Origin of the sequence: Streptomyces barkulensis, from assembly GCF_002843305.1 — a bacterium.
Lineage (GTDB): Bacteria > Actinomycetota > Actinomycetes > Streptomycetales > Streptomycetaceae > Streptomyces > Streptomyces barkulensis.
In genome coordinates this window covers 48763-61781 of sequence record NZ_PGSG01000073.1, presented here as the reverse complement: position 1 = coordinate 61781, position 13019 = coordinate 48763, and the positions used below count along the sequence as shown (strand labels likewise).

Annotated in this window: 6 protein-coding genes; 4 read left to right on the top strand and 2 right to left on the bottom strand. The window is 73.8% G+C overall.

The features are described 5' to 3' along the window. Window positions 1-41 precede the first annotated feature (41 nt). Complete coding sequence (locus CUT83_RS29825; RefSeq protein WP_143688557.1) at window positions 42-623, bottom strand: hypothetical protein; 582 nt, start codon at window positions 621-623, stop codon at window positions 42-44. A gap of 409 nt (window positions 624-1032) precedes the next feature. Here CUT83_RS29825 and CUT83_RS14385 point away from each other — a divergent pair, with 409 nt between their 5' ends. The 4 genes from CUT83_RS14385 (at window position 1033) to CUT83_RS14370 (ending at window position 7345) form a co-directional block, all read left to right on the top strand. Continuing rightward, complete coding sequence (locus CUT83_RS14385) at window positions 1033-2034, top strand: phosphatidylinositol-specific phospholipase C domain-containing protein (RefSeq protein WP_420882479.1); 1002 nt, start codon at window positions 1033-1035, stop codon at window positions 2032-2034. A 471-nt stretch (window positions 2035-2505) separates the two neighbouring features. Then, window positions 2506-5601, top strand: a complete 3096-nt coding sequence (locus CUT83_RS14380; RefSeq protein WP_439145003.1) for an alpha-N-acetylglucosaminidase — start codon at window positions 2506-2508, stop codon at window positions 5599-5601. 129 nt (window positions 5602-5730) lie between these two features. Next, window positions 5731-6426 carry a TetR/AcrR family transcriptional regulator gene (locus CUT83_RS14375; protein WP_101256234.1) on the top strand — a complete coding sequence of 232 codons (696 nt, stop codon included), beginning with the start codon at window positions 5731-5733 and terminating at the stop codon, window positions 6424-6426. A 10-nt stretch (window positions 6427-6436) separates the two neighbouring features. Continuing rightward, complete coding sequence (locus CUT83_RS14370; protein WP_143688556.1) at window positions 6437-7345, top strand: DUF4253 domain-containing protein; 909 nt, start codon at window positions 6437-6439, stop codon at window positions 7343-7345. A gap of 121 nt (window positions 7346-7466) precedes the next feature. On the opposite strand, the gene pulA is transcribed toward CUT83_RS14370, so the two are convergent. Beyond that, window positions 7467-12869 (bottom strand): pullulanase-type alpha-1,6-glucosidase, encoded by a 5403-nt coding sequence (gene pulA / locus CUT83_RS14365; RefSeq protein ID WP_101256232.1) that lies wholly within the window; start codon window positions 12867-12869, stop codon window positions 7467-7469. Window positions 12870-13019: the final 150 nt, after the last annotated feature.

Genomic DNA, 13019 nt, shown 5'->3' with positions numbered 1-13019 from the left:
TGCCCTCCCGGGGCGGGCACACCGCCCCGGGAGGGGTGCGTTCAGAGGGCCCGGATCGTCTTGGTGTTGGGGAAGGAGCCGGGGCAGGACGTGCTGCTGCCCTGGCCCACGACCACATACCCCGACGGGACGGGGGAGACGGAGCAGATCGTCGTGGTGCCCGACGTGTACGGCTTGCGGATCGTCCAGGTGTTCGGGAAGGAGTAGGGGCAGGACGTGCTGCTGCCCTCGCCCACGACCACATACCCCGACGGGACCGACGAGACCTTGCACATCGTCGTGGTGCCCGACGTGTACGGCTTGCGGATCGTCCAGGTGTTCGGGAAGGAGTAGGGGCAGGACGTGCTGCTGCCCTCACCCACGACCACATACCCCGACGGGACCGACGAGACCTTGCACATCGTCGTGGTGCCCGACGTGTACGGCATGCGGATCGTCCAGGTGTTCGGGAAGGAGTAGGGGCAGGACGTGCTGCTGCCCTCACCCACGACCACATACCCCGACGGGATCGGCGAGGACTTGCAGATCGTCGTGGTCGAGGCGTGGGCGGAGGAGCCGGTGAGGACGAGGCCTGCGGCCGCCATCAGTAACGTCGCCAGGACAGCGGTGATGCGTCTGAACATCGGGAACCCCCCAGGGGCATCGGGAACACTGCGGAAAGCGGTGGGCACGCCCGGCCCGCCGCGTAGTGCGTGTCACTCCGTGCGAACGGCCGCCGGACCGGTACAGGGCGTTGATCACGGTGGGCAGCCGGTTCATGACCCTATGGAAGGCGTGACATGAGGTCAAGAGCCGTCCGGACTGCGAAAAGGCGGCTCGCGCAGAACGCCGGGAGTACGGTCCCCGCCCGGTCTTCCGCCTCCGTTGTCCCGCCCGCCGTGCGCGCGCCCTCCCCCGGTCACGCGAACCGGCATACCTTCGGACGGGATCGGCCTCGGCGAGGAAGGGACACGGATGAGACGGCACTTCGGAAGCGGGCGGGCACGGGGTCGGCCGGAAGCGGCCGGCCGGCCGGGGCGGTACGGAGCGGTCGTGGCGGCGGCCCTGGGCACGACGCTCCTGTCGTTACCCGCCGGAGCGGCGGAAGGCGGCGCGCTGCCGTACTCCGGCACCACCTCCGTCGGCGTGCACAACGCCTACGAGAAGGACAAGTACACCTACTTCGCCGACGCTCTGGACTCCGGCGCCTCGCTGCTGGAGCTGGACGTGTGGGCCAAGTACTCGGGCGGCTGGCGCGTGGCCCACGACGGCCCGCTGGTCAACGACAACAACTGCGAGAACGCCTCCTCCCCCGCCGAGCTGCGCTCCAGGCCCCGCAACCAGAGCCTGGCCGGCTGCCTGGCCGACATGCGGGCCTGGCACGAGGCCAACCCCGGGCACCGGCCGGTCCTGATCAAGATCGAGATGAAGGACGGCTTCGCCGGCGACCACGGCCGCGGGCCCGCGCAGTTCGACGCCCTGGTGACCCGGGAGCTGGGCGACGCGCTCTACCGGCCCGGCGACCTCGCCGCCGGTCACGCCACCCTCGACGACGCCGTACGCGGCGGGGGCTGGCCCACCAGGGAGGCGCTGGCGGGGAAGTTCCTGATCCACCTCATCCCCGGCACCGTCGAGGAGTCCAATCCCTTCGACACCCTGTGGACCGACCGCGAGTACGCCGCCCATCTGCGCGGCCTCGCCGCCGCCGGCCGGCTGGGCGAGGCCACCGCCTTCCCCGCCGTGCACCGCGCCGCGGCCGGGGATCCGCGCACCCGCTACGCGGACGCCTCGCTGCGCCCCTGGTTCGTGGTCTTCGACGGCGACGCCCCGGCGTACGTCTCCGGCGGCATCGACACCGCCTGGTACGCCCGCAACGGCTATCTGCTGGTCATGACCGACGCCCACGCCGTGGCCCCGGCCATCAGCGCCACCGCTCCGACGGAGGGTCAGGCGCGCGACCGGGTGGCGCTGCTGGCGGCCGAACGGGCGAGCGTGGTCACCTCCGACTGGACCCGGCTGCCGTCCGTGCTGTCCACCGTGGTGCCGCGCGGCTGAGGAGGGTTGGCCGCCGCCCCCCTGCTCCCAGGAAGGGCCGCCGTACTGCCGCGCGGCCGACACCCGTGCGTGTCGTCCTCACCCGGGGCCCGTTTCCGCCGGCCGGCGGCCCGGTACGGCTGCTCCAGGCGTACGGCCGGCGGCTCTCCCGCACTGGTGGGGAGGGCCGGGGAGCCCCGGGCCCTCCCCACCGGGCGGGGCGGCGGACCGGTCCTCCTTCAGCCGAAGCCGGACCCGCTTTCCCGAGAGGTGACCCATGAAACCGTTGGCTCAGGACCGGCCGGACACGGCCGTCGCGGCACGACCGACAACCGCCGGGGACGGCCCCGGCGGCCCCGGTGCCCCCGGGCAGCACCCGTGCGGCGGCCGGCGGTGAGCGCGCGGCCCGTCCCGGCGCCTTTCCCGGCGGAAGCGGCCGAGGCGGCGCGGGCGGTGGAGGGCGCGGGCGGCAGAGGGCTCACCCGGCGCACGGTGCTGGGCGCCGGGACGGTGGCGGCGTCCCTCGCCGCCGCGGTCGGCCCGGGTCCGGTGGTGGGCGGGGGCAGCGCGGCGGCGGCCGCGGCGCCCTTCTCCACCGGGCCCGCCGCCGCGGCGCTGCGCCGGCTGCTGCCGGAGCACGCCGCGCAGTTCCGGCTGACCGCGCTGGAGGCGCGGGGCGGCGCCGAGCGGTTCCGGGTCGCGGGCGCGGCCGGGCGGGTGGAGGTGTCCGGCACCAGCCCGGCCGTGCTGCTCACCGGGGTGCACTGGTACCTCAAGGAGGTCTGCTCCGCGCACATCTCCTGGGCCGGGCGCAACCTGGAGCTGCCCGCCACCCTGCCCGCGCCCGGGCGCCCCCTGGAGCGCTCCACCGCGCTGCCCAACCGCTTCGCGCTCAACGACACCAACGACGGCTACACCCACCCGTACGCCGACTGGTCCTACTGGGAGCGGCTGATCGACGTGCTCGCCCTGCACGGCTGCAACCAGGTGATGGTCATCGCCGGTCAGGAGGCCGTCCACCACCGGCTGCTGAAGGACTTCGGATACTCCGACGCCGAGGCCCGCCGCTGGCTGCCCGCCCCCTCCCACCAGCCCTGGTGGCACCTGCAGAACCTCAGCGGCTACGGCGGCCCGATGAGCCCGGAGCTGATCGGGCGGCGCGTGGAGCTGGGCCGGCGCATCACCGCCCGGCTGCGGGAGCTGGGCATGCACCCGGTGCTGCCCGGCTACTACGGCTCGGTGCCCAGGGACTTCGCCGGGCGCGTGGCCGGCGCCCGCACCGTCGCGCAGGGCACCTGGCACGGCTTCGCCCGGCCCGACTGGCTCGACCCGCGCACCTCCGTGTTCGCCGATGTCGCCGCCGCCTTCTACCGGCACCAGCGGGAACTGTTCGGCAGCGCGTCGCACTTCAAGATGGACCTGCTGCACGAGGGCGGCAGCGCCGGGGACGTGCCGGTGGCCGACGCCGCGCGCGGGGTGGAAAGAGCGCTGCGCGAGGCCCACCCGGAGGCGGTGTGGGTGATCCTGGGGTGGCAGAACAACCCGCGGCGCGAGCTGGTGGACGCCGTGGACAGGAGCCGGATGCTCATCGTCGACGGCATCTCCGAGCGCACCGAGACCGTCCACGACCGCGAGGCCGACTGGAACGGGACCCCCTACTGCTTCGGCGCGATCCCCAACTTCGGCGGGCGCACCACGCTGGGGGCGAAGACCCATGTGTGGAACGAGCGCTTCCACGCCTGGCGCGACAAGCCCGGCAGCGCCCTGGCGGGCACCGCGTACCTGCCGGAGGCCGCCGACCGCGACCCGGCCGCCTTCGACTTCTTCTCCGAACTGGCCTGGCGCGACGCCCCGGTGGACCTGCCCGGCTGGTTCGCCCGGTACGCCGGGTACCGCTACGGCGGCGCCGACCCGCGGGCGCGGGACGCCTGGCGGGCGCTGCACGACACCGCCTACCGGCACCACGCCAGGCTCTACGGCTTCGCCCACGACAGCCTCTTCGCCGCCCGCCCCGACCTGGCCGCCACCCGGGCCGGGCAGTACGGCCCCACCGAGCTGACCTACGACCCGGCGCGCTTCGACGCCGCCCTGGACGGGCTGCTGGAGGCGGCCCCCGCCCTGCGCGGCGGCGACGCCTACCGTCACGACCTGGTGGACGTCGCCCGGCAGGCCCTGGCCAACCGCAGCCGGGTGCTGCTGCCCCAGCTGCGCACCGCCTACGAGGACGGCGACCTGGGGGCCTTCCGGGAGCTGTCGGCGCTGTGGCTGCGGCTGATGACGCTCACCGACGAACTGGCCGGGACCCACCGGATGTTCCTGCTGGGCCCGTGGACGGACGCCGCCCGCCGCATGGCGGCCTCCCCGCGGGAGGCGGCGGAGCTGGAGCGCACCGCCAGGGTCCTGCTGACGGTGTGGGGCGAGCGGGCCACCGCCGACGCCGGGAAGCTGCACGACTACGCCAACCGCGACTGGCAGGGGCTGACCGGCGACTTCCACCTGCCGCGCTGGCGGCGGCTGCTGGACGAGCTGGACGCCGCGCTGGCCTCGGGCCGGCCGCCCGCGCGGATCGACTGGTACGCGGTCGAGGAGCCCTGGACGCGGGAGCGCCGGGAGTACCCGCTGCGGCCCTCGGGCGATGCGTACGCCACCGCGCTGCGCGTGCGCGACAGCCTCGCCCGCGCGCCCTACCAGGGACGGCTGGAGGCCGCACTGGAGCCGGGGGCGCTGGAGCCGGGCGGGCGCGGACTGCTGACCGCCTCCCTCACCAACACCAACGGGCTGCGGGCCACGGGCCCGGTCGAGTTCGCCCTGTCCACCGGCTCCACCGGTCTGCGGGCGGTGCCGCTGGATCCCACCACCGCGGACCGCGTGCCGCCCGGCGGCCGGACCCGGGTCCGCTGGCGGGTGACCGCCCCCGGCCGGCCCCTGACCGCGCCGCTGCGGGAGCTGTCGTACGGCCTGACGGCGCGGTACGGGCCCGAGGGCGGGCGCCGGGTGCGCGCGGAGCTGGGCGGCTCGCTGTTCCTGGCCGGGCCGCTGCCGTCGGGGCTGCGCACGGTCTCCACCAACGGCGCGGTCTTCGGCCGGCTCGGCGAGCGGTACGCCGTGCACGGCGGGGGCGCGGACCTGTGGAAGGGCACCGCGGAGTTCGGCGCCGTGTACCGGCCGGGCGGGCTGGGCGAGCGGGGCTCGGTGACGCTGCGGGTCGACTCCCAGGCGGGGACCGGGCCGTGGGCGAGGGCGGGGATCTTCGTCCGCAACGACCTGTCGCGGGCCGGCTCGCCGGGCTTCGTCAACCTGTCGGTGACCCCGGCCAACGGGGTGGTGCTGTCCTACGACTCGGGCGGCGACGGCACGCTGGACTCCTACCGGCGGATCACCGGGGTGAGGGCCCCGGTGCTGCTGCGGCTGCGGCGCGCGGGGGAGGAGTACACCGGCGAGCTGTCCGACGACGGCGGCGCGAGCTGGCGGACGGTGGCGACGGTGCGGGTGCCGGGCGCGGCCGGACGGCAGGACGCCGGCCCGGGCATGACCGCGGCGGGCGGCACGGCCGGCACGGTGGAGTTCTCCGGGTGGCGCACGGCCTGACGCCGGGCGGCCGGCGGCGGGTCCGGGCACCCCCGCCGGTCCTCCTCCGGCCGTCTCCCGGCCGTCTCCCGGCCGTCTCCGCAGGCGGACGGGGCGGCCGGTGTCCGCGGCGCTCGCTAGGGTGTTCCCATGACCACCGGGGTACGCCGCAGGATGGGTGTCGAGGAGCGTCGGCAGCAACTGATCGACGTCGCACTGAGGTTATTCAGCGACCGCCCGCCCGAGGACGTCTCCATCGACGACATCGCCACCGCGGCGGGGATATCGAGGCCGCTGGTCTACCACTACTTCCCGGGCAAGTACAGCCTCTACGAGGCGGCGGTGCGGCGGGCGGCCGACGAGCTGTCCGCCCGTTTCCACGTACCGCACGAGGGCCCGTTCAGTCTGCGGCTGCTGCTGGTGATGGGGCGTTACTTCGACTTCGCCGAGGAGCACGCGCCGGGCTTCTCGGCGCTGCTGCGCGGCGGTTCGGTGCGCAGCGAGGCCGTGGTCGAGGAGGTGCGGCAGGCCGCGTACGACCAGCTCCTGGCCCATCTGGAACTCACCGATCCCGGCCCCCGCATGTCCCTGGTGATCCGCACCTGGGTCGGTGTCGCCGAGACCACGGCGCTCAGCTGGCTGACCGACCGCTCGATACCGCGCCGGGAGCTGGAGCGGCAGCTCGTCCACGATCTGCTGGCGCTGGCCGCGGTGACGGCCGCGTTCGACGAGGAGACGGCCGAAGTGCTCCGCCGCGTCGTGGATCAGGAGCCCCCCGACGGCCCGTTCGCGGAACTGGTGTCCAGGCTGCTGGCACTCGTTCCCGGGAGGGCCGGCGGCGGGTAGTTTCGAGGCCGTGACTCATGTGACCCGTGGACCGAGCACCAAGGCACCGAACCTGCGCTCGCTCGCCGCGTCGGCGGCGCTGCCGCCGGGCACGCTGGTCGACCGGACGGTGCTCGGCAGGCTGCCCGAGCCGCTGCTGTGGCGCTCCGACGAGCCCGCCGGGCCGGACGGCTGGGAGCGGATGCTCCCGGTGCGGGACGCCACCGGGCTGTGGCCCGTGCTGCTGGGCACGCATGTCCGCGGCACCGCGGTGGAGGACGATCTGCTGCCCCCGCCGCGGGGCGGGGACGGCGGCAGCGCGGGCGGTGGCGGCGGGACCGGCAGCGGCGGGGGCGGCGGGACCGGCAGCGGCGGGGGCGGCAGCGGCGGGGCCGGGACGGGCGCCGCCGGTGTGCTGGCCGCCTGGTGGCGGCGGCACGCCGCGTGGGAGCCGGGCGGCCGCGGGGCCGGGGGGATACCGGCGCTGCGGCCGTACGGCAGACGCCCGCCCGAGCTCGCGCCCCCCTCGTGTGCGGGCGCCGACCCGGACGCCGCGGCGGCCGGGGCGGCCCGCGCGCTGGTGACGCGCGGCACCCTGCGCCGCCCGCGGGCGGCCCTGGTCCCGGCGGCACGGAGCGCGGACATACCCGCCGCCATCGGCTGGTCGGGCACCCTGGCCTCCGGCGAGGACTTCGAGGGGTACGGCGCGGTGCTGCGCTCCTGGGAGGAGCGTTTCGGCACCCGGGTGGTGGCGCTGGAGCCGGACGTGCTGCACCTGTCGGTGCCGGACCCGCCCCGTACCAGGGCCCAGGCCCTGCCGGTGGCGGCCGAGCACTACGCGTTCTGTCCCTCGGTGGTGCGGCAGGGCGCCGGATCGATCTCGCGCTACGCGGACAGGTGGCTGACCGGCCGGAGCCTGTGGTCGTTCTGGTGGGACTGAGCACCGGCCGGGACGGCCGGCGGGCGGGCAGGCGGGGGGCGTGGGGGGACGCGCCCCGGGGCGGGGCCGTCCGCCGACGGCCCCGCCCCGGGGTGTCACTCGCTCCACCGCCCCGCGCGGGTCACCGCGCGGCGAACACCGCCACCGTGCGCGGCGGCACGGTGAAGGCGCCCTTCTTCCCGTCGAAGGCGGCGCCGCGGACCACCGTGTCGGAGCCCTTCGCCTGCACCGGGTGCAGTGCGTAGGAGGCGCCGGCGAGCGAGGGGACGGTCTGCGTCTTCCGCTCGGGGGTGGCGTTGAGGACGACCACCAGATCGCGGTCGCCGTCCGCCAGGCGCATGGTGATCACGCCCGGGGTCTCCTCCTTCCCCGACAGCGGGAAGGACAGCGCCCGCTGGACCCCGGCCGCCGTGGACTGGCTGAAGACCTCTTCCGTGGAGCGGATCTCCAGCAGATCGCGGTAGGCGGCGGAGGCGCCCTGGATCTCCCCGCAGGAGGGCGAGAGGTCGGCCAGGGTCAGCAGTGGCTTCGCGTACGGCCACTTGTCCTCGTTGTCCCAGGCCGGCGGCAGCCCGCGGCCGAAACCGTTGCCGGCCTCGCAGTTCCAGTGGACGGCGTTGTACCAGTCGCCGGAGTCGTAGGAGTTGCGGTCCAGCGACTTCGAGCGCAGCAGGTCGCTGCCCGCCTGGCTGAGGGCCGGCCCCTGGGAGAGAGCGGCGGTGGCCATGGCGATCACCTGCATACGGGCCCGGTCGGCGGCCGGGGTGTCCTGGGGCAGCTTGAACGCCAGGGCGTCGTAGAGGGTCTCGTTGTCGTGGGCGTCGGCGTAGGCGAGCGCCTCGCCGGGGGCGGCGGCGTATCCGGCCGGTGAGCCGTTGTAGTCGACCTGCGAGCCGGTGACCCGCCTGCCGGAGGTGTCGGTGAAGGTGTAGTCGGCGAGGTTGCCGGACAGCCCGACCTTGATCAGGTCCTGGTAGTGCAGCAGCCGCTGCCTCTGCTCGGCCCGGCTGCCGTTGGCGTCCGAGGAGTTGGGGTCGGTGTACAGGCCGCTGGCGAAGCCCTGGACGCCGGGGTCGGCGTCGAAGGGGCCGCCGCCGCGCACCGCGTCGCGGGCCCGGTCGGAGAAGGTGGCGATGCCGGTGCCGGCCATGTTCTTCTGCGTGGCCTGGACGAAGCGGGCGTCGTCGGCGACCTCGCCGAAGTTCCAGCCCTCGCCGTAGAGGATGATGTTCTTGCCGTCGACGCCGTCCTTCTCGGGCGTGAGGGCGTCAAGCGCCTCGCGGACGGCCAGGATGTTGGCCTTGGGGTGGTGGCCCATCAGGTCGAAGCGGAAGCCGTCCACCTTGTACTGCCTGGCCCAGGTGACGATGGAGTCGACCGTGAGCTTGCCCATCATGGTGTGCTCGGGCGCGGTGTTGGCGCAGCAGGTGGAGGTGGCCACCGTGCCGTCGGCCAGCAGGCGGTGGTAGTAGCCGGGCACGATGCGGTCCAGGACGGACTGCTCGTCCTGCCCGGCGGCCATGGTGTGGTTGTAGACCACGTCCAGCACGACCCGCAGTCCGGCCTTGTTCAGGCTCTTGACCATCTCGCGGTATTCGACGGTGCGGGTGGTGCCGTCGGCGTCGGTGGCGTACGAGCCCTCGGGCACGGTGTAGTGCAGCGGGTCGTAGCCCCAGTTGTAGGCGTCCTCGCCGCGGATCTTCCCGATGCACTCCTGCTGCTCGCCGGAGTCGGCGGGCAGGGCCGCCAGGTCGCAGGCGGGTTCGGCCCTGTCGGCGGCGCGCTCGGGGATGGAGGCGATGTCGTACGAGGGCAGCAGGTGGACGTGTGAGGTGCCCGCGTCCGCCAGCTTCCGCAGGTGCTTCATGCCGTCGGCGGAAGTCTCGGTGAAGGCCAGGTAGCCGCCGCGGTGCTTCTCGCTCACCGTGGGGTCGGCGACGGAGAAGTCGCGGATGTGCAGTTCCTGGATCTGCGCGTCGCGCAGCGGGGTCGGGGCCGGCTTGTCCAGCTTCTTCCAGCCCTTGGGGGCCAGCTTCGGGTCGGACAGGTCGACGACCAGGCTCTTTTCGGAGTCGGTGGTCAGGGCGGTGGAGTAGGGGTCGGTGACCTTGTTGGTGACCAGCCTGCCCACCGAGGGCGCCCAGACCTTCACGTGGTAGCGGTACGGCTCGCCCGTCCAGCTCCGGTTGCCGCGCGCGCTCCACACGCCGGTGGCGTCGTCGCGGCGCATCCGCACGGTGCGGCCGTCCAGTTCGAGGGAGACCTGCTGCGCGGTGGGTGCCCACACCGACAGGGTGGGGCGCCCCTTGCGGTCGAAGACCGGGCCGAGGTCGGCCTTGGCCGCCCTCTTGCCGTAGAGGTCGTCCAGCACGCCGGGGATCTGCACTCCGGTCGCCGCCAGCAGCGCGCTCTCGCTGTTGCGCTGGGTGGCGACGATCTGGCCGCGCAGGGCGGTGCGCACCCGGTCGCGGTCGCGGGGGTCGATACGGAAGGCCGGGTAGTCCTTCAGATGCGGGAACCTCTCCTTCTGCGCGTCGCTCAGCCCGCCGGGCACGGGGTTCAGCCGCAGCCAGCGGCCCTCGTGGCTGAGGGCGCCGTCCTGGAGCGCGATGGTGCCGCGGGTGTCGTAGGCGAGCTGCTGGCTGGTGGCGTCGGTGGCCTCGACCTTCCAGGCGACGGTGTCCCGGTCGATCCACTGGGCCTCGGCCCCGCCCAGGTCCAGGTCGGGTGCGCTGCCGGTGGTGGGCAGCAGGTAGCCGGGGGTGGCGGACAGCTTCCAGACCTCGCGGCCGTGGGTGGCGAAGTCCAGTGACTGGTCGGCGTTCTCGTCCTTGGTGTCGCCCTTGTGGATGATGTAGCTCAGCGAGGTCGCGCCCTCGGCCAGCGGCACCTCGAAGGTGACGCCGAAGGCGTCCTCCCCGACCGGCATCAGGGGCTTGGACCAGTCGGTGGGCTCGGCGGCACCGGTCCAGGTGTGCAGGCCCCAGCCGTCGTAGTCGCCGTCCGCGCGGTGGTAGTGCAGTACGGCCTTCTTCCCGTCCTGCGGCGGGTAGACGTCCTCGGGGCGCTCGGACAGCGTCTCGTCGCTGCCCTGCTCGACCCACACCTCGCCGGTCCTGGCCAGGTCGACGGTGCGCTCGGGTCCGTCCGCCTCACCGTCCTTGGTGATGGTGAAGGAGATCCTGCCCTCGCCGTCGGCCGGCCTGACCCAGGCGAAGGCGCCGTAGGCGTCGCGGCCGGTGAAGTCGGCGGTGCGGTCGCCGGCGACCAGTTTCCAGCCGTCGTAGTCGCCGTCCGTGCGCTGGTAGTGGACGACGGCCCAGTCCCGCTCGACGGCCGAGGGCTTCTCGGGCGGCGGGGCCTGGCCGGCGGCCGAGGAGGCGGTGTCGGAGGCGGTGCGCCCCTCGGCGTCGACCACGACGGCCTTGTAGCGCAGCGGCGTTCCGGCCTTCACGTCCGGGCCGATGTACTGGGTGACCTTGTAGGGGGCGTGGTCGGCGGTGCCGAGTGTCTGCCACTTCCCGTTGCCGGTCTGGGCGGCGAAGACGACGCGGTCGAGCTGCCGGCCGTCTCCTCCCCCGACGTTCGCGGTGATCTCGACGGTGCCGGTGGCGCCCGCGGCGGGGGCCTCCAGCTCGACGGTGGGCGCGGCGGCGGGGGCGGGCAGCGGCCTGGCCGCCTTGAACACCGCGGTGGACAGGGCCGGGACGGTGACGGTCAGCTTCGCGTCCGGTCCGGTGCGCACGGTGGCGTCGCCGCCGTGGAGCCGGCGGAACGCGGTGTCCGGCGAGCCGGTGGGGATCTCGACGGTGCGGGCCTTGTCGCCGTTGTTGGCGGCGACGAGGTACTCGGTGCGCCGCTCGGCGTCGGTGCGGGTGAAGGCGTACACGCCGGGGCCGTCGCCGCTGTGCGCGTACCGCTCGGTCTGGACGCCGTCGCGCAGGGCGGGGTGCTCGCGGGTCAGCTTCGACAGGGCGGCGATGGAGCGGTACAGCGGGTGGGAGGTGTCGTAGGCGTCCTCGGCGTGGGTGCGGTCGGTGCCGATCCGGTCGTTGTCCTCCTCGTCCAGGTAGGAGGGCACCTTGGAGGCGAAGAGGGTCTGGCGGGCGTCCTGGTCGCCGCCGGTGCCGGTGAAGCCCTGCTCGTCGCCGTAGTAGATCACCGGGTTGCCGCGGCTGAGGAACATCAGCTCGTTGGCGAGCTTCGCCCGCTTGAGCAGTTCGGCGTCGGACGCGCCGGGGTTGTCCTGGCGCAGGAAGGCGCCGATGCGGCCCATGTCGTGGTTGCCGGTGAAGGTGACCTGCTCGTAGGCGTTGGAGCGGCCGGTGGTGTAGCGGTAGTCCTGGGCGAACAGGTTCGACAGTTTGGCCGCCGGCCCGCCCTGGGATGCGTAGGAGCGGGCCGCCTCCTGGAAGCCGAAGTCGAGGGTGGCGTCCAGCTTGCCGCGGGTGACGTAGGGGGCCATCCGGGCCGGGTCGGAGGAGTAGACCTCGCCGAACATGAAGAAGTCCTCGCGGCCCTTCCTCGCGGCGTAGGCGTCCAGGGCGGTGGCCCACTGGGTCCAGAACTCCATGTTGACGTGCTTGACCGTGTCGATGCGGAAGCCGTCGATCCGGAAGTCCTTCACCCACCGCTGGTAGATCTTCTTCATGCCCTCGACGACCTCGGGGCGCTCGGTCCACAGGTCGTCCAGGCCGTAGAAGTCGCCGTACCGCGAGCTCTCCCCGGCGAAGGTGGAGTCGCCCCTGTTGTGGTACATCTGCGGGTCGTTGAGCCAGCCGGGGACCTTCACGTCCTTCTCGGCGGCCGGAACGACCGGGGTGCGGGGGAAGGAGTCGCGGTCGGTCTTCGGGAACTTCCCCCCGGCGGCGCGGTCGGCGTAGTCGGCGTCGTCGAAGGGCCTGCCGTCCTCGGTGAGGTAGGGGAAGGCGCCCTTGGACAGGTAGGAGTAGGACTTCTCCTCGTAGTTCACCACGTCGGCGGTGTGGTTGGTGATGACGTCGAAGAAGACCTTCATGCCCTTGTCGTGGGCGGCGTCGATCAGCTTCCGCAGGTCGTCGTTGGTGCCGAAGTGCGGGTCGACCTGGGTGAAGTCGGTGATCCAGTAGCCGTGGTAGCCGGCGGAGGTGTTCTTCCCCTCGCCCTGGACCGGCTTGTTCTTGAAGATGGGCGCCATCCAGATGGCGGTGGTGCCCAGGCCCTTGATGTAGTCGAGCTTCTCCGTCAGGCCCTTGAGGTCGCCGCCCTGGTAGAAGCCCTTGTGGGTGGGGTCGTAGCCGGTGGTCAGGCGGTCGCCCTTCAGCCCGCCGCGGTTGTTGGAGCGGTCTCCGTCGGCGAAGCGGTCGGGCAGGACGAAGTAGAACTGCTCCCGCGTCAGGTCGTGCCGGGCGGGCTCGGCGGCCAGTTTCGCGTCGGACGGCGGCGGTGGTGCGGCCTTGGCGGGGGCCGCCGCGGTGATGAGCGTCGCCAGGAGCGCGGCCGCGATGCTCGCGGCCGCTCCTCTGCGCGCCAGGGGACCTGTCACGGGTCGCTCTCCTCGGGTGCGGTGTTCTGTGCGTGGTGCGCGGTGTCGCGCCGTGTGGTCGCGCGGTGTGGTCGCGCGGTGTGGGGGACGACCTGTGGGGGGAGTCCGGATGACCGGATGACCGGATGGGGGGCGTGGGCCGCCCGGCCC

Excerpts from the sequence above, each read along its gene's own strand:
- CUT83_RS29825 (WP_143688557.1), bottom strand. The coding sequence starts at position 623 with ATGTTCAGACGCATCACCGCTGTCCTGGCGACGTTACTGATGGCGGCC.
- CUT83_RS14375 (WP_101256234.1), top strand. The coding sequence starts at position 5,731 with ATGACCACCGGGGTACGCCGCAGGATGGGTGTCGAGGAGCGTCGGCAG.